The organism is Serratia entomophila, assembly GCF_021462285.1.
Lineage (GTDB): Bacteria > Pseudomonadota > Gammaproteobacteria > Enterobacterales > Enterobacteriaceae > Serratia > Serratia entomophila.
In genome coordinates, this window is sequence record NZ_CP082787.1 from 1,348,766 (window position 1) to 1,366,462 (window position 17,697).

The 17,697-nt window shown below is 60.9% G+C and carries 15 protein-coding genes; 3 read left to right on the top strand and 12 right to left on the bottom strand.

Translation table 11 applies throughout. The features are described from left to right. Positions 1-21: 21 nt before the first annotated feature. Genes zitB through KHA73_RS06670 form a run of 3 tightly spaced genes read right to left on the bottom strand, consistent with a single transcriptional unit; the run spans position 22 to position 4,789 of the window. A complete protein-coding gene (gene zitB, locus KHA73_RS06660; RefSeq protein ID WP_234589828.1) occupies positions 22-984 on the bottom strand; it encodes a CDF family zinc transporter ZitB in 963 nt (320 codons plus the stop codon). Further along, a complete protein-coding gene (locus KHA73_RS06665; RefSeq protein ID WP_234589829.1) occupies positions 984-4,187 on the bottom strand; it encodes an ATP-binding protein in 3,204 nt (1,067 codons plus the stop codon). Before KHA73_RS06665 ends, zitB begins: the two co-directional genes overlap by 1 nt. Further along, positions 4,184-4,789, bottom strand: a complete 606-nt coding sequence (locus KHA73_RS06670) for a response regulator transcription factor (RefSeq protein WP_234589830.1) — start codon at positions 4,787-4,789, stop codon at positions 4,184-4,186. Before KHA73_RS06670 ends, KHA73_RS06665 begins: the two co-directional genes overlap by 4 nt. 210 nt (positions 4,790-4,999) lie before the next feature. On the opposite strand from KHA73_RS06670, the gene aroG reads away from it, so the two are divergent. The 3 genes from aroG (at position 5,000) to KHA73_RS06685 (ending at position 8,575) form a co-directional block, all read left to right on the top strand. Further along, positions 5,000-6,052, top strand: a complete 1,053-nt coding sequence (aroG, locus tag KHA73_RS06675) for a 3-deoxy-7-phosphoheptulonate synthase AroG (protein ID WP_234589831.1) — start codon at positions 5,000-5,002, stop codon at positions 6,050-6,052. A 281-nt stretch (positions 6,053-6,333) separates the two neighbouring features. Beyond that, entirely contained in the window at positions 6,334-7,524 is a 1,191-nt protein-coding gene (locus KHA73_RS06680) for a YjgN family protein (RefSeq protein ID WP_234589832.1), read from the top strand. A gap of 7 nt (positions 7,525-7,531) precedes the next feature. Continuing rightward, positions 7,532-8,575 (top strand): M48 family metallopeptidase, encoded by a 1,044-nt coding sequence (locus KHA73_RS06685; RefSeq protein ID WP_234589834.1) that lies wholly within the window; start codon positions 7,532-7,534, stop codon positions 8,573-8,575. Positions 8,576-8,635: 60 nt separating this feature from the next. On the opposite strand, the gene gpmA is transcribed toward KHA73_RS06685, so the two are convergent. From gpmA to modE, 9 genes are all read right to left on the bottom strand, one after another. Next, a complete protein-coding gene (gpmA, locus tag KHA73_RS06690) occupies positions 8,636-9,388 on the bottom strand; it encodes a 2,3-diphosphoglycerate-dependent phosphoglycerate mutase (protein WP_061800173.1) in 753 nt (250 codons plus the stop codon). A 217-nt stretch (positions 9,389-9,605) separates the two neighbouring features. Next, the gene (locus KHA73_RS06695; RefSeq protein ID WP_234589835.1) at positions 9,606-9,947 is read right to left on the bottom strand and encodes a PsiF family protein; all 342 of its coding nucleotides are present in this window, start codon (positions 9,945-9,947) and stop codon (positions 9,606-9,608) included. A 197-nt stretch (positions 9,948-10,144) separates the two neighbouring features. After that, the gene (gene galM / locus KHA73_RS06700) at positions 10,145-11,188 is read right to left on the bottom strand and encodes a galactose-1-epimerase (protein WP_234589837.1); all 1,044 of its coding nucleotides are present in this window, start codon (positions 11,186-11,188) and stop codon (positions 10,145-10,147) included. Continuing rightward, entirely contained in the window at positions 11,182-12,333 is a 1,152-nt protein-coding gene (gene galK / locus KHA73_RS06705; RefSeq protein WP_234589838.1) for a galactokinase, read from the bottom strand. Before galK ends, galM begins: the two co-directional genes overlap by 7 nt. Next, complete coding sequence (gene galT, locus KHA73_RS06710) at positions 12,330-13,382, bottom strand: galactose-1-phosphate uridylyltransferase (protein WP_234589840.1); 1,053 nt, start codon at positions 13,380-13,382, stop codon at positions 12,330-12,332. Before galT ends, galK begins: the two co-directional genes overlap by 4 nt. Before the next feature lie 290 nt (positions 13,383-13,672). Continuing rightward, complete coding sequence (locus tag KHA73_RS06715; protein WP_234589841.1) at positions 13,673-14,491, bottom strand: CPBP family intramembrane glutamic endopeptidase; 819 nt, start codon at positions 14,489-14,491, stop codon at positions 13,673-13,675. A 132-nt stretch (positions 14,492-14,623) separates the two neighbouring features. Next, on the bottom strand, positions 14,624-15,196 hold the full coding sequence (locus KHA73_RS06720) for a cysteine hydrolase family protein (protein WP_234589842.1): 573 nt from the start codon (positions 15,194-15,196) through the stop codon (positions 14,624-14,626). Positions 15,197-15,311: 115 nt separating this feature from the next. Then, positions 15,312-16,784, bottom strand: a complete 1,473-nt coding sequence (gene modF / locus KHA73_RS06725; protein ID WP_234589843.1) for a molybdate ABC transporter ATP-binding protein ModF — start codon at positions 16,782-16,784, stop codon at positions 15,312-15,314. A gap of 90 nt (positions 16,785-16,874) precedes the next feature. Continuing rightward, positions 16,875-17,666 (bottom strand): molybdenum-dependent transcriptional regulator, encoded by a 792-nt coding sequence (gene modE / locus KHA73_RS06730; RefSeq protein WP_234589844.1) that lies wholly within the window; start codon positions 17,664-17,666, stop codon positions 16,875-16,877. Between the last annotated feature and the right edge of the window lie 31 nt (positions 17,667-17,697).

Genomic DNA, 17,697 nt, shown 5'->3' on the forward strand with positions numbered 1-17,697 from the left:
AATTCGGCGCCCTCATGCTGTCTAGTGGTGGTGTCCCAGGTGTGAATGCGTCCCTGAATGTGAGTGTTCACTCGGCTCGGGCGCTCGGTTGATGCCGCAGTCCGGCGTATCGCAGTGTTGGTACTCCATCTGGATGGTGACGTGGCCGATGCGGTAGTGCTCCAGCAGATAGGCCTGAATGCGCATCAGCAATCCGTCGTGGTCATGCGGCGGTATCACCTGCGCATGCAGCGTCATCAGTTTCTGTTCGCCGACTTGCCAAACGTGAACGTGGTGGATGTTGCGCACTTCCGGGATGTTCAGGCACAGGTCTTTTTGCAGTTTGGCGATATCCACCTCCTGCGGCGTGCCTTCCAGCAGCTCGTGGAAGCTCTCTTTCAGCAGCCGCCAGGCGCTGCGCAACACCAGGCAGGACACCAGCACCGACAGAATCGGGTCAATCGGCGTCCAGCCGGTGCTGAGGATAACGATGGCGGCGACGATGGCGCCTACCGAGCCGAGCAAATCGCCCAGCACGTGCAGAGCGGCGGCGCGCACGTTGATATTCTTCTCTTCACTGCCGCGATGCAGCAGCCAGAAGGCGAACAGGTTCGCCAGCAGGCCCGCCACGGCGATAACCAGCATCGGGGCGCCCATCACCGGCTGCGGTTCGAAGAAACGGCGTATCGCCTCCCACAAAATGAATACCACGATCGCCAGCAGCGCGGCGGCATTGAGAAACGCCGCCAGCGTGGTGAGGCGCAGGTAACCGAAGGTGTGGCGCGCATTGGGTTTGCGCTGCGAGAAGTGCACCGCCATCAGCGCCACCAGCAGCGCGGCGGCGTCGGTCAGCATATGGCCGGCATCAGCCAGCAGCGCCAGCGAGCCGGAAAGCAGGCCGCCAACCACCTCGGCCACCATAAATACCGCGGTGACTAAAAAAGCGGTCAGCAGGCGCTTACTATTACTGTCTTTAGGCAGGTGTACGTGTGGAGAGTCCGACATTATTCATCCTTATGCGTAACGAAAGAGGGGCCGTCGGCGCTGAGCAGAGCCTCCAGCTCCGGCAATATCTGCGCCACTGACGCCGTCAGTTTATTATAGGCGGCCGACGCCAACTCACCCTGGCGTGCGCTTTCCACCGTTTGCTGGCACAGCTGCGCCGCTGCGGGCAACTGCAGCATCAGCAGGCTGCCTTTGATGCGGTGGGCGGCCTGTTCCAGCAGCGGCCAGTCTGCTGTGGCAACGGCATCTTCGAGCCGCTGCCGATCCTGGCGCAGCGTTTCGGCCAGCGTAGCGGCCAGTTTTTGCGTCATTTGGCGGTCACCGCCGGCCATATCGCTCAGGATGCGTTGCAAGTCAGTAAGGACTGACTTTCCTTCTGGTGCCTGAGGTTGCTGTGACAGCAGCTGGCCAATGGCGCCCAGCGAAATGGGCTTGGTCAGGAAGTGATCGACTGCCACCAGGCCCGGCGGGATGCGGGTAAACTCCTGTACGTCCGCCGAACAAAGAATGATTCGGCAAGGCGGCCATCGGCGGCGCTGCTCGTCGCGGCGGATCAGGCGCGCCAAGGTCAGGCCGTCCGGGCGCGGCATGTTGTAGTCGATAAACAGCAAATCAAAGGGCTGCCGACGGTGGGCCTGCAGCAGCGCATAGCCCCGTTCGAACGGCGTCGGCTGCAGACCGAAGTGGCGCAGTTGGCGCTGCATCAGCAGCAGGTTGGTGGGGTGATCGTCGATCAATGCCACCCGCAGCGCCGGAGAGAGCGGGCTGGAAAGCTCGTTTTGCGGCTGGGCTGCGGGGGCGGCGTCGCTCCGCGCTACCGGTATCGCCACCGCCACCCGGGTGCCGGCGCCGGGCTGCGATTGCAGCGCTATGCGGCCGCCCATCTGCTCGACAATGTCTTTGCAAATCGAGAGGCCAAGGCCGGTGCCCTGCACCGAGATGCGCTGCGCGCCGCGCGCGCGGTAAAAGGGTTGGAACAGCTTGCCGATTTCGTCGGCGGCGATGCCGCAGCCGCTATCGCTGACGGTTAACAGCAGCTCGCCGCGCCCTTCGTCCTGCGCGCGCCAGCCGAGATTAACCTGAATACTGCCGCGTGGAGTGAACTTTATCGCGTTGCTTATCAGGTTGTTAGCGACCTGAAGTAAACGCTCACCATCAATAATCACCGTATCCGGCAGCGCCGGATCCGCGATGACGCTCAGCGTCACCGGCCGTTCGCCGATCAGCGGCCGGTACAGGGCGTCGATGTGCGCTATCCAGGGTTGCAGCGCCACGGGTTTTGGCGCCAGCGCCAGTGCGCCGGTTTCAAGCCGGGCATGGTCCTGCAGGTCATTGAGCAGGTTGAGCAACGAGGAGGCGGAGCTGTAAATCACCGGCAGCCCTTCCGGCGCGGGGCGGCGCTTCAGCTCCAGCTCCAGCAGGCCCAGAATGGCGTGCATCGGCGTGCGCAGTTCATGGCTGACGGTGGCCAGAAACTGGCTTTTCATGCGGTTTTCCGCTTCGGCCCGGCGGCGCGCCTGTTCCAGCTCCTGCCGCTCGCGTTTCTCCCGGCGCTGCAAGATAAAGCGCCGCAGCGTCAATATCAGCAGCAGCAGAGCGGCGGCGGCCAGCAGCGCGAGCAGCCAGGTGGTTTGCGGCGGCATACGGTTGTCGTTAACGGCGTCAATCAGGTTGCTGCGGTCGACAATCCATTCATCGCGCAACGATTGCAGCGTTTCCGCCGGGATCTGCATCAGGTTTTTGTCGAGGATCGCCAGCAGCAAGGGTTGGTCCTGGCGTACGCCAAAGGCGACCGGGTAGGCGACATTGTTGGCGGCGAACGCCAGCTTTATCGCGCCGGAATAGCGCGACAACGCCAGGAAATTGGCGGAGATGACGTTATCCACCAGCGCATCCAGCTGGCCGTTGGCCAGGGCGTCATACATCGCTTTGCTGTCGGCAAAGCGCACCGGTTCTTCATTTTCCGGCACCAGTCCCTGTGCCAAATCGCCTTGCAGCACGCCAATGCGTTTACCGGCCAAATCGCCCCAGGTAGAGACGCCGTTGGCGTATTGGCCAACGTAAACTCCCCACAGCGAGCGGTGGATCGGCATGCTGGCGCTGTAGTGGGCCTTGAAGCCGCGCGCCAGCGGCAAAGCGCTGCGGAAGCTGGCCTGGCCGGATTGCACCAGCTCGTCCGCCTGTTCGGCATTGCGCGCCCAACGCGGGGCGAAACGCAGGCCGGTGTTTTGGGCGATGATATTGAGGATATCGATGGCGTAGCCGCGCGGCTGGCCGTCGGAACCGCGGTAGGCGAAGGGGAAATTGTTCTCGATGGCGGCGTAATACACCGTGCGGTGCGCCGCCACCCAGCTTTTTTCCATGCGCGTCAGGTCAGCATTGCCGGTATCGAGGTAGCTGGGGATCTTCTTGCTCCAACGGCTTTGCAGCGCGTTCATCAGTTCCATCGGCGCATCGGTAATGGCGGCGTTCAGCGTTTCGATCAGCCGGGGGTCATCGGCGGCGAACACAAACGACAGGTTGCCGAGGTTTTCGGCGCTTTCAATCTGATAAAGCTGGCCAAGCTGCAGCTGATCGATAATAAAGCTGGCGCTGGCCTCGTCGGCGATAAAGTAATCGCTGCTGCCGTTCAGCAACGAATAGACCGCCTGCAGGTTGTTGTCGTAGCGCCGCACCTGAGCAGCCACCTGCCGCAGCGCGTCGCCGGCCTGCATATCGGTCAGGGTGCTGATCGCCACCCGCGCATCGGCGGAGTTGATCATCACCGGGCGATCGTTGCTGCGGTCACGCAGGACGCGCAGATTGCTGACGTAATAGGGTTGCGAGATTTTCAGATCGTGCAGCGCTTCGGTTTGCGGAATGCCGTATACCAAATCGACAGCGCCGCTGTGCAGCGCCTGTTCAAGCTGCGCCAGATCGGCGAAGCCATAGATTGCGAATTGAATGCCGGTAACCTGCTGAACATAGCCGAGGTAGTCGGCGTTCAGGCCGTACAAATCATCATCCACAATGATGTTATATGGGCTGGTATTTTCACTGATGATGCCGACGCGCAGCGTGCGATCGCGCCAGGGGTTTTTTTCACCGGCGATCAGCATGTCCGCCGGCGCGGCCAGGTTGCTGACCAACCGATAGCGTACCGGCTGCGCCGCCTGCGCCAGGCCGCAAAGCAGGAGGATCAGCAACAGGACGCCGCGCATCACGGCGCCAGTTCCCGGAACACCGCCACCAGTTCCAGCAGATTGTGGGCGCCGGTCTTGCGCAAAATGTTTTTCTTGTGGGTGCTGACGGTTTTGTTGCTGATGTGCAGCATCTCGGCAATTTGCAGGTTGGATAACCCTTTGCTCAGCAGCCCCAACACTTCGAGCTCTTTCGGCGTCAGCGGGGTGCCGTCCGTCGGCCCTCTGTCTTCCGCCATGGCGGCGGCGGGAAAGCTCAGCCCGCCATCCAGCACCTGTTCGATCGCCTGCACCAGCCGTTCCAGCGCGCTGCCTTTATGCACGAAGCCATTGGCGCCGGCGGCGTAGGCCATGCGGGCGTAGATGTCTTCTTCCTGCGCGGTGTAGATCAGAATCGGTTGCTGCGGGTAGCGGCGGCGGATCTTTTTAAGCAGCTGCAGCCCGTCGGTTTGCGGCAGGCCGATATCCAGGATCACCAGGCTGAAGGCGGCGGCCTCCAGCTGTGTCAGCGCCTGGGCGTCGTCCTGCACCGCCTGCAGGCGGTAGGTGCGGGATGATTTCATTAGCGCCGCTTCCAGTGCGACATGAACCACCGGGTGGTCATCAACCAAGAGTAGGGAAGGCATGTTTGGCTCGTGTAACTTTGTCCTGAACGCTAGCATAGCGAAAAAGGAGCCTCTGCGCTCCCCCGATGAAACAGCACAATCTACTGTTAATTTGGCCGTTGGCCCGGCGGGCGGCAAAGGTGATTTACAGCGTCATCCTCACAGGCTAGATTGATTGGATCACTGCACTTACGCACTGCGAATTACCCCTCGATACCGAATGGAAAAGCGATGAATTACCAAAACGACGACTTACGCATCAACGAAATCAAGGAACTCTTGCCACCGGTGGCCCTGTTAGAGAAGTTTCCGGCCACTGAGCGCGCAGCAGAGACGGTGTCCCAGGCCCGCAGCGCTATTCATAACATCCTCCGCGGCAGCGACGATCGCCTGCTGGTGGTGATCGGCCCTTGTTCCATCCACGACACCAACGCGGCCAAGGAATATGCAGAGCGCCTGCTGGCCCTGCGCCAAGAGCTGAACGGCGAGCTGGAAGTGGTGATGCGCGTTTACTTTGAAAAACCGCGCACTACCGTGGGCTGGAAAGGGCTGATCAACGATCCGCAGATGGACAACAGCTTCCACATCAACGACGGTCTGCGCCTGGCGCGCAAGCTGTTGGTGGAAATCAACGACAGCGGCCTGCCGGCCGCCGGCGAATTCCTCGACATGATCACGCCGCAGTATCTGGCGGATCTGATGAGCTGGGGCGCCATCGGCGCGCGCACCACCGAATCCCAGGTGCACCGCGAGCTGGCCTCCGGCCTGTCTTGCCCGGTTGGCTTCAAAAACGGCACCGACGGCACCATCAAGGTGGCGATTGACGCCATCAACGCCGCCAGCGCGCCGCACTGCTTCCTGTCGGTCACCAAGTGGGGCCACTCGGCGATCGTCAATACCAGCGGCAACGGCGACTGCCACATTATCCTGCGCGGCGGCAAAGAGCCGAACTACAGCGCGGCGCACGTGAAAGACGTTAAAGAGGGCCTGGCCAAAGCGGGCCTGCCGGCGCAGGTGATGATCGACTTCAGCCACGCCAACAGCAGCAAGCAGTTCAAGAAACAGCTGGACGTGAACGCCGACGTTTGCGGCCAGATCGCCGGCGGCGAAAAAGCGATTATCGGCGTGATGATTGAAAGCCACCTGGTGGAAGGCAATCAGAATCTGGAAAGCGGCGAACCGCTGGTTTACGGCAAAAGCGTGACCGATGCCTGCATCGGCTGGCAAGACACCGAAACCGTGCTGCGCCAGCTGGCGGCGGCGGTGAAAGCGCGTCGCGGCTGATAACCCGCCTGTGGGGCCTGCAGTATAGAGGCCCCATCTACCTCTCCCGTTGCTGATACTCCCTGGCTTTGCCATTATTCTATTTCCCAATTTGACACCTTATTAACCCATATATATTTACGGGTATCAGGCGCTTTCTCTTTTTACTGCGGCGGGAAAGAGTATTTGTCGCCGTCTGGACATTATGATTATATAGGACGCTTCTTATATTCCACTTAATCCTCCCGCTATTAAACGAAAGGGGAAAGGTGGTATTACCTATACTTTCAGGATGAAGGGTCATGACAGACAATACCTCGCAGCCGCTGGGGCTGCATCGCATTAAATTTCATGGGAAAAGTGGCGAGTACTTCGCTATTTGGTTAGTCAACGCATTATTAACAATTATAACCTTGGGTATTTACTCCGCTTGGGCGACGGTGCGTCGCCGTCGTTATTTCTATGGCAATACGGAATTGGACGGCGACCGCTTTGATTACCATGCGCAGCCGTTGCAGATCCTCAAAGGGCGGCTGTTGGTGATTGGCGGAATAATTGTTTTTTATATTTTATTGGCCATGGCGCCAATGCTGGGATTAGTCGCGTTGTTGGCTCTGCTGGCGTTGCTTCCGTGGGTCATTATCCGCAGCTGGCGCTATAACGCCATTATGTCGAGCTATCGCGGCGTGCGTTTTAACTATGTTTGCCGAACGGGGCGTGCCTATTGGGCCTTGCTGTTTTGCCCACTGTTGCTGATCATCGGGCTGTATGTGGCGATGGTGCTGCTGATCGGCATCGGCAGCGGGCTGGGCAGCATCAGCGCCATCGGCTTCGTGCTGTTGTTGACGGCGATTATGGCGGTGCCGGCGCTGGCGGCGGTTAATGGCATTATCAGCGCCTTGCAGTGCGATCTCTATGTCAACAATATGCGCTTTGGCAGCACGCCTTTTACCGCACCGCTGAAGAAGGCGGCTTTTATCAAGTTCGCGCTGATTAGCCTGCTGATTTTCCTGCCGTTCCTGATTGGCGCCCTGGCGCTGGCCGGTTCGTTCCTGCTCTCCGTTTATCAGGCGGTGTTGATGGGCGCAATGACGGACGAGTTTGCGGATATGCTGTTGCTGGACAATATCGGCAGCCTGCTGTTGATGATGCTGGTGCTGCTGATCGGCTCGCTGGTGGCCGCCAGCTATCATACGGTAGCCCAGCGTAATTATGTGTACGGCCAAACGACGTTGAACGGGGAGAATAAACTGCATTCCTCGATGAAAACTCTGCCATACCTCTGGCTGTTGATCAGCAATAGCCTGATCACCGTCTTCTCTTTGGGCTTCGCCGCGCCGGTGGCGGAAGTGCGCCACGCCCGCTATCTGGCGGATTCTACCGCTGTGGAAGGGGATCTCGCGTTGTTGAGCGTTACTGCGCATCAGGAAACGGCGAACAACGCCGTGGCTGAAGAGGCGGTGCAGGCGCTGGATCTGAGCGGCGGTTTCTAGGCAGCCGATGATTCTGGAAGGGTTTTACCAGCCTGCCGGGCGAGCCGCGCGTGAAACGGCTCGCCTGCTGCTGAATGAGTCCGGCGAAGGCGTCACGCTGCAGCGGCAGAGTGGCCAGCATTATGTTCCTTTGGCGCAAATTAGCGTTTCAGCCTCACTGGGCAGCATTCCGCTGACGCTGACCTTCAGCGACGGCGGCCGCTTTGTGCCGGGTGATGACGCCGCTTTCCGCCAGTGGTTTTACCGGCGTCGTTCGCCGGGTTGGGTGCACCGTCTGGAGCGCCATAAGCGCGGCGTGGCTCTGGCGCTGTTGATGACGCTGTTGGCGATCCCGGCCTATGTGTATGTGCTGTTGCCCTGGGCGAGCAGCGAAATCGCCGTGCGCATTCCCAGCGCGGCGGAGCAGAAACTGGGCGAACATACGCGGCTGCTGCTGCGGCAGAGCGGCTTCAAACCGTCGGCGCTGCCGGCTGAACGGCAACGGGCGGTGCGGCAGCTGTTTGAGCGGGTGATGCCGGCCGACATGCGCCGGGAGCGCACGCCGCTGACGCTGCAGCTGATGGCGGCGCCGGGCGCGCCAAACGCCTTTATGCTGCCGGACGGCACCCTGGTGTTGAGCGACAGCCTGGTGGCGCTGGCGGCTGATGATGACGGCCTGGCGGCGGTGATGCTGCACGAAATGGGGCACCATGCCTACCGCCACCCGATGCGCATGCTGGTGCGTTCGTCGCTGGTGGCGCTGACGATGATGTGGATGACCGGTGACGTCAGCGGCATTGGCGACACGCTGTTGCAGTCGGCGTCATTTGTGCACGAAATGCAGTTTTCACGCAGCATGGAAAGGGACGCAGACGCCTGGGCGATGGCGGAAATGCGTCGGCAAGGGCGCTCTCTGGCGGCGATGGCGCAGCTCTACCGCGCATTGTCGCAGGCGCCTGAGCGGAACGCCGAAGGCTCACTGGCGTTGCCTGCCTGGCTCAGCACGCATCCGGCAATGCAGGAGCGGCTGGACGCGGTGCGGGCGGCGATGGCGGAGCAAGGTTCGCCGTAGCGGCGGAAAATAAAAAGCCCCCGGTTTGCAGCGGGGGCTTTTTTATATCAACGGGCGAAATTACTTCGCTTTACCCTGGTTCGCCACGGCGGCCGCTTTGGCGGCGATCTCGTCGGCGTTACCCAGATAGTAACGTTTGATTGGCTTGAAGTTCTCGTCGAACTCATACACCAACGGCACGCCGGTTGGGATGTTCAGCTCGAGGATCTCATCTTCGCTCAGGTTATCCAGGTATTTCACCAGCGCGCGCAGGGAGTTGCCGTGCGCTGCAACGATAACGCGCTCGCCGCTCTTGATGCGTGGCAGGATCTCTTCGTCCCAGTAAGGGATAACGCGATCGATGGTCAGCGCCAGGCTTTCGGTCAGCGGCAGCTCTTTCTCGGTCAGCGCAGAGTAGCGCGGGTCGTGGCCCGGGTAGCGTTCGTCTTCTTTGGTCAGCTCTGGCGGCGTTACGGCGAAGCCGCGGCGCCATTGCTTAACCTGCTCGTCACCGTATTTCTCAGCGGTTTCCGCCTTGTTCAGGCCCTGCAGCGCGCCGTAATGACGTTCGTTCAGCTTCCAGGATTTTTCGGTAGGCAGCCAGGCTTGATCCAGCTCGTCGAGGATGTTCCACAGGGTGTGGATCGCGCGCTTCAGTACGGAGGTGTAAGCGAAGTCGAAAGAGAAACCTTCGTCTTTCAACAGCTTGCCAGCTGCTTTCGCTTCAGTGCGGCCTTTATCGGACAGATCAACATCATACCAACCGGTAAAGCGGTTTTCGTTGTTCCACTGGCTTTCGCCGTGACGCACCAGAACCAGCTTAGTTACAGCCATAGCTTAACTCCTTAATAATCTGACATTTCAATGATAACGAAAATCATTATATTGCCGCGGCCCGGGGCTCGGCAATCGATAGTGTCTAACCATAGCCAATTTCTTGCCGCAAAGTAAGTGCTGTTCCGAGGAAAAAGCTGAATCGATCAGGCGGGGAGGACAGAGGGAGAAACGGCGCGTCGAAGGCTCACTTCGCCGCGCCGTGGCGTCGGAAAAATCAGGCGGATTTTTTCAGGCAGCTGCTCATAAAGGTTTTGCGCTCGTCGCCCTTCAGGCTTTTTGCCTTGGCGTCGGCGTTACAGGTTTTCATTTTTTGCTGCTGCGGCGTCAGGGTTTTACCCGCGGCGGCAGAGCCTTCGGATTTCAGGCAGGTGCTCATAAAGGTTGAGCGATCCGCGCCCTTCAGCGTTTTGCTTGAAGCCTGTTGGTTGCAATCGGTCATGCGTTTTTGCTGTGCCGCCTGCGCCGGAGAAGGCGTTTTCGCTGCGGTGTCGGCAGCCATCAGGTTAGTGCTCAGCATTAAGCCCGCCAGTAATGGAAGTGCAGTGATCAGACGCATAGGTGTTCCTTCAGCTATTGATTGGCCGGCATTGGCCTAAAATTGTGACGTTGCACAAGGCGCGGTGCTTATCACGGTAGCCTGATTCTAGTGCGCGCTTTGGAATAAGGAAAGGCGGGCGCGGGCGGGGCGGCGGGGTAAAAAGGTAAGCATTTATAACAAATCGCCCCCGGCCGCACGGCAAGGGGCGCAGCGGGTCAGATCGGATAAAACTGATAATGGGTGGCGCTGTGATAAGTCTGCCCCGGTTGCAGCCAACAGCTTGGCTGCGGCCATTCGGGATGATGCGGGCTGTCCGGCAAAAACTCGCTCTCCAGCGCCACGCCGGCATAGTTGGCGTAGCTGCCGCCGTCGCGCGCCGGGGTGCCGGCCAGATGGTTGCCGCTGTACAGCTGCAGCGCCGGCGCGCTGGTGAATACGCTCATCCGCACGCGGTTATCGGCGGACCACAGGTGCGCCGCCGGGCTGTCCAGCGCGCCGCAGGTGCGGTGCAGCAGATAGGCGTGATCGTAACCCTTGACCTGCTGCTGGCAGCGGTCACGCAGAAAATCCTGCAGCAGCGTTTTAGGCTGGCGAAAATCCATGCCGCTGCCCTCCACCGGCGTGAGATCGGCGCTGGGTATGCCTTCGCCGTCGACCGGCAGGTAACGATCGGCAAACAGCTGCAGCCGCTGGCGGCGTGCGTCGCTGCCGGCGCCGTCCAGGTTGAAATAGGCGTGGTTGGTCAGGTTCACGGGGCAGGCGCGATCGGTCTGCGCCTGATAGGCGATCTCCAGCCGATTGTCGGCGGTGAGGCGGTAGCAGACCTGCACGTCCAGATTGCCGGGAAAGCCCTGATCGCCATCTTCTGAATGCAGCGCGTAGCACACCTGCCGCGCATCCTGTTGCACCCGCCGCCAACGCCGCGCGTGAAAGCCTGCGGGGCCGCCGTGCAGCTGGTGTTTTCCCTGATTGGCGACCAGCGGATGCGCTTTGCCGTCAAGCGGCAAGCTGGCGTGGGCGATGCGGTTGGCGTAACGTCCGACGGTAGCGCCCAGGTAGGCGCTCTGGCGCTGATAATCCGCCGGGGTGCGGCAGCCCAGCAGCAGCTCGCGTATTTCACCGGATCTCAACGGCAGCTCGGCGGACAGCCAGGTGGCACCCCAGTCCATCAGCGTCACCGTCATGCCCGCGTCGTTTTGCAGCCGGGCCAGCTGATAGGGTTGCCCGTCCGGCGCCCGTTCGGCGCTGCCCGTCAGCATGAGCCGGCCCCTTCAGACGCTTTGCAGACGTAAAATGTTTCCCGCAGCCCGCCGGTTTGCAGCGGGTATTGCTGCGCCACCGCCGCGCGCACCGGCTCAACCAGCTCTTGCGGCATCAGGGCGACGACGCAGCCGCCAAAGCCGCCGCCGGTCATGCGCGCGCCGCCGCGATCGCCGACGGTAGCTTTGACTATCTCCACCAGCCGGTCGATCGGCGGCACGGTGATTTCAAAGTCATCGCGCATCGAAGCGTGAGATCCCGCCATCAGCCGGCCCATCAGCGCCATGTCGCCGGCCGCCAGCGCATCGGCCGCGGCCAGGGTGCGATCGTTTTCGGTGATCACATGGCGCGCCCGGCGGGCGACGATCGGATCCAACTGGTGCTGGATCGAGGAAAACAGATCCAGGCTGACGTCGCGCAGCGCTTTAACGCCAAAGAAACGCGCCGCTTCTTCACACTGCTTGCGCCGGGTGTTGTATTCGCTGTCTACCAGGCCGCGCTTGACGTTCGAGTTGATGATCACCACCGCCAGATTGTCCGGCACCGGTACCGCCCGCGTGGACAGCGAGCGGCAGTCGATCAGCAGGGCATGATCCCGTTGGCCGAGCGCGGAGATCAGCTGATCCATAATGCCGCAGTTACAGCCGACGAACTGGTTCTCCGCCTCCTGCCCGTTCAGCGCCAGCGCCACGCCGTCCAACGGCAACGCGTACAGCGCCTGCAGCGCCTGGCCCACGGCCACCTCCAGCGAAGCGGAAGAGCTGAGGCCCGCACCCTGGGGCACGTTGCCGGCAATCACCAAATCGGCGCCGCCAAAATCCGGGTTACGGATCTGCAGGTGTTTCACCACGCCGCGCACGTAATCGGACCAGCGTTGGGTCGGGTGGCTGACTATCGGATCGTCTAACGCGAACAGATCCTGCTGATGGTCGTAATCGACGGCGATCGCGCGGATCTGGCGATCGTCGCGTTTGGCGCAGGCGATGACGGTCTGGTAATCGATGGCGCAGGGCAGCACGAAACCGTCGTTATAATCGGTATGTTCGCCGATCAAATTCACCCGGCCCGGCGCCTGAATGGTCAGCGCGGGCGCGTAGCCGAAGTGGGCGGTAAAAACCTCGTGGGTATGTTGTTTCAGGCTCATGCTTGGGCTCCGGCTTCACGGTAATGAATGTCGCTGACGGCGCGCAGGCGCTCCGCGGCCTGTTCGGCGGTCAGATCGCGCTGGGTTTCCGCCAGCAGCTCGTAACCCACCATAAACTTGCGCACGGTGGCGGAACGCAGCAGCGGCGGGTAGAAGTGGGCGTGCAGCTGCCAGTGGCGGTTGTCGGCGCCGTTGAACGGTGCGCCGTGCCAGCCCATCGAGTAGGGGAAAGAGCACTGGAACAGGTTGTCGTAGCGGCTGGTCAGCTGCTTTAGCGCCAACGCCAGATCGCCGCTTTGCGCAGCGCTGAGATCGGTAATGCGCTGCACGGCGGCTTTTGGCAGCAGCAGCGTTTCAAATGGCCAGGCGGCCCAGTAAGGCACCACCGCCAGCCAGTGTTCGGTTTCCACTACCCTGCGTTCACCGGCGGCCAGCTCTCGCCGCGCATAGTCCAACAGCAGCGGGGATTGATGCCGCTGGAAATACTCAAGCTGCAAACGATCTTCGCGTTCCGCTTCGTTCGGCAAGAAGCTGTTGGCCCAGACCTGGCCGTGCGGGTGCGGATTGGAGCAGCCCATCGCCGCCCCTTTGTTCTCGAACAGCTGTATCCAGGGATAGTGCTGCCCCAGTTCGGCGGTCTGGGCCTGCCAGGCGGCGACGACCTGTTCCAGCGCCGCCAGCGGCAGCTCGGGCAGAGTCTTGCTGTGATCGGGAGAGAAACAGATCACCCGGCTGGTGCCGCGCGCGCTTTGGCAACGCATCAGCGGATCGTGGCTTTCCGGCGCCTGCGGGGTATCGCTCATCAATGCGGCGAAGTCGTTAACGAATACGTAGGTATCACGATAATCCGGGTTTTTGTCGCCGGTGACCCGGATATTGCCCGGGCACAGGAAGCAGTGCGGATCATGGGCCGGCAGGCTGTCATTGGGCAGGCTCTCTTGCTGCCCCTGCCAGGGGCGCTTGGCGCGATGCGGCGATACCAGTACCCATTGTCCGGTCAACGGGTTGTAGCGGCGGTGGGGGTGATCTATGGGATTAAATTCCGACATAGCGGTTCCTTCTCTCAGCGTCGGCGTGATTTTTGTAACCGCTTTCACTTGCCGTCTGCTGGGCCTGTAACAGGGCTAATAGTTAATGATGGGCAAAAAGATAGCATGCTTGCAGAACGGAAAAGGTGATCCAACGCGAATAATGGAATCGTTTACACACAAGAGGCAATCAGCGTCACGGCGGGGGCAGAAAGTGAGTTTACGGGGGAGGTCAGGCCGGAGGCGATGGTAATGATAGCGGTTTCATCCATAGGTGGCGCCGGCAGAAAAATGTCCGCCGGCGCCGATGCTTATGGATGCTGATAAAGCGGATAGGTGAAGAACAGCAGGTGCGTCAGGTTAAGCCCGAAATGGAACATAATCGGCACCCACAGGCGGCCGCTCCACATCCAGGCCAGGCCGTAAATCACCCCGGCCAGCGTGGCGAAAATCACCATCAGCATACCGCCCGCCAGGTGCGCCGCGCCAAAGATAACGGCGGCGATAACCAGCGCCGGCCAGTGCCCCAGCCATTGGCTGAGCCGCTGCTGCAGGTAGCCGCGAAACAGCGCCTCCTCGGCCATGCAAACGAAGAACAGGTTGGCCATGATATACGGCAGCAGCCAGGGTGGGTTATGCAGCTCTATTTTCAACCCGCCCAGCGCAACGCCCAGCAGCAATAGCGCCGGCACGCTGATGATCAGCGCTATCCAACCTGATTTGCCAATGTTGCGGCCGGTTTTGGTTGCAAACAACGTTGGCAGGCAGGCGAACAACAGGAAGGGCACCAGCGCCTTGTCAAAGTTGTAGTACATAGTGAAAGGGGCGCTGAGCGGGCCGGCTTTTTCGCCGCTTACCGCCAACTGGTTATGGATACCCGGCACCAGATGCAGGAATAGCGCCACGCAGCCGGCGACCACCAAAACCTCAATGCCTACCGCCAGAGGGCGCGTGGCGTGAAAATGATGCCGCAGCCACGCCAGCGCGACAATAACCAGCAAACATCCAAGAGCAAGCGGCGTCAGCACTCCATGATAGAGCCCCATAGCCGCCGATGCGGCCAATACTAACCAGGCCATTCGCCGGTTAAACGGCAAGAAGAATAACGAAGCAGCAAGTACGCCCCACATAATATGTCCCTTTAATATATACACGGCGCTCAATGCCTTTACGGCGTGCGAACATGGCGAAGTTGAGCGCTAAAAGGGATAGTAGCACAGAGAGATGACGCCAAAGGTCGGGGCAGTGGCCAAATGATGCCGTCAGCTCCGCATCCAGGCCAGCGAGCGGCTGATTTCCGCCAGGTTTTGCAGCGTATCCAGACTTTGCTGGTGGATTTCCTGGGTCGGCGCGGCGCACAGGTCTTGCAGCACCGTCACCTGGAAGCCGGCGTCGTGCGCCTGCCGCGCGGTGCTTTCAATCGCCAACGGCGTGCTGACGCCGCCCAGCAGCAAATGGTGGCAGCGGTGCCGCCGCAGCCAGTCTAACAAATTGTTACCGCTGAAGGCCGAAACCGCCGTTTTTTCGAACTGCAGATCCTCCGCTTCCCGCTGCAGTTCAGGTACCCATCGGCAGCCCGGGCTGCTTAAACGCAGCGCGCCCGTCTGTTTCAGATGGTTGAACAGCGGAGAGTGCGGGGGAATGTCGTGATAATCGTCGGCGAAACCCACCCGCACCCAAATCACCGGAATTTTCCGCACCCGCGCATAGGCCGCAGCGGCGTTGACGTTGCCGATCAGGTTATTCGCCATCACCTGTTCACGGCAGTGATTTGCGCGCCCTTTGGGGCCAATCAGATCTTCAATCAGATCGATAATAATCAGCGCGGCGGACATAGGGTCTCCAAAAAATAGCCAGCTATCTCTTTATGATAAAAGGCCAAATGTGATGTGCTGCGCGGAAGTGTTGCCGGATATGTCCCCGGATGGGCGGCGGTGGGCCGCCAGCCGATCAGGCCAGCGGCTGGTGCTGATAGCGGTAGCCTTCGCCGTCGGGCACGAAGCTCAGCCGATGGGTGATGCACTGCGGCGCGTCTTCGGCATGGTGTGAAACGAACAGCAACTGGGTAGCGCCCTGGCCGATCAGCACGTCGATAAAGCGGCGCACCAGCTGGCGATTGAGCGGATCCAACCCCTGCAGCGGCTCGTCGAGGATCAGCAGCGCCGGGTGTTTGACCAGCGCACGGGCGATCAGCGCCAGCCGCTGCTGGCCCCAGGAAAGGCTGTGGAAAGGGGTATCGCCCTGTGTACCGCCAAGCCCCAGCAGCGCCAGCCATTGGCTGGTCAGCTGCTGCTGGCGATCCGATACCGCCTGGTAGATGCCGATGGAGTCAAAAAAGCCGGAGAGGATCACGTTGCGCACGCTGGCGCTGACGCGGTAATCCAGGTGCAGGCTGCTGCTGACGTAACCGATATGGCGTTTGATCTCCCAGATGGTTTCTCCGCTGCCGCGGCGTCGGCCGAACAGCGTCAGATCGTTGCTGTAGCCCTGCGGATGATCGCCGGTGATCAGGCTGAGCAAGGTAGACTTGCCGGCGCCGTTCGGGCCGACTATCTGCCAGTGCTCACCGGGGTTCACCTGCCAGTCGAGATGGTTGAGGATCGGCCGATCGTTGTAGCTGACCACGCCGTCGCGCAGCACGATCAGCGGGCGATCCGCCGGCAATCGGGTCTGCTGCGCCGGATCTTCGGTTTCCGGCAGCGCCAGGCCGTTCAGATTCTCGCTGTGCGCCAGCTGCGCCACCAGGGCTTGCGCCATCACCTGCCGTCGCGGCCCCTGGCTGGTCAGGGTGCAGTCGGCCAGCACTCCCACCTGCTGGATAAAGTCCGGTATCTCGTCAAAACGGTTCAGCACCAACACCAGCGTGTAGCCGTGGGCGGAAAGCTCGCTCAGCAGCGTGGCCAACTGGCTGCGGGAGTGCACGTCCAGCCCGTCGAAGGGTTCGTCGAGGATCAACAGGTCCGGCTGCGGCATCAGCGCCCGGCAGAGCAGGGTTTTACGCGTTTCGCCGGTGGACAGGTATTTGAAGCGGCGCGACAGCAGGGAGGTAATGCCGAACTGGGCGGCCAACCGCTCGCAGCGCACGGCATCCTTTACGTCTTCCTGGATGATTTCCGCCGCGGTGCGCCCGGTGTCTTCTTCCCCCGGGCTGAGCAAGTCGGTGTTGTTGCGTTGCCATTCGTCGCTGACCAGCTTTTGCAACTGTTCGAAAGAGATGCGCACCGGGTGGCGGAAATCGCTGCGGCGTTCACCGCTGAGCAGGATCAGCTCATCGGCCAGCGCCCGCGCCAGGGCGGACTTGCCGCTGCCGTTGGCGCCGACAAACGCCCAGCTGTCGCCGGACTGAATATCGAGTTTGTCCAGCGTCAGGGTGCGGGTATCGCTTAAGCGGAATGAACCTTGCGAAATGTGCAACGACGACATCACCTGTTCCTTTTTATGCAATTATTTGCCTTAGAAATAGGCGCATTGCGTGGGGATGTCAATCAACAAAAATGCAACATCACGTTGCGCTTAGCACAACGTGGCGATTATCACCCGATCGGCGTTGAACAGGGCCTGTACGGCGCTGCCGGGGCGCAATTTCAGCGGCTGCAGCTCCGCGGTGCTCAGGGTGGCGCACAGCGTTTCGCCGCCCGCCAGCGTCACCAGCACCTCACTGTGCTCGGCGCCCGGCTGGATGCTGGCCACCCGGCCCGCCAGCGCGTTGTGCGCCGTATCGGCCGGCTGCGGATCGACACTCAGCTTCACCCAGGGAGCCTTGATCAGCGCCAGCACTTCTTTACCGGGGGTAAGCTGCAAGCGGTCGGCGCTTTGCTGGGTGATGGCGGCGGTGATGCGGGTTTGGCCGTCGTTCAGCAAGATTTCCAGATGCTGCTGCACCTGCTGGTGATCGCGCTCGACCACGGTGCCGAAAAATTGATTGCGTGCGCTGGTCTGTAGCGAAAAGCGCGAAATGGCCGCCAGCAGGCTGTCGAGCGGCAGGTTGTCCTGTTGCAGCACGTCGAAGGCTTTTTGTTGCACCTGGCCCAGCAGATCGTACAGCTGGATCAGCCGCTGGCCGTAGTGGGTGACCTGCGCGCCGCCGCCGCCCTTGCCGCCGGTGGCGCGATCCACCACGCTTTGCTCCGCCAACTGATTCATCTCGTTGATGGCATCCCAGGCGCTTTTATAGCTGATGCCGGCCAGCTTGGCGCCCTGGCTGATAGAGCCGGTGTGCTGAACCTGTTTCAGCAGCGCGATGCGGCGCGGATCGGCGAACAGCTTTTGCTGGAGTTTCAAGGTAAGAAGAATTTCGGCCTGCATAACGCGTCCTGTCGGCTGCAAAAATCTTATT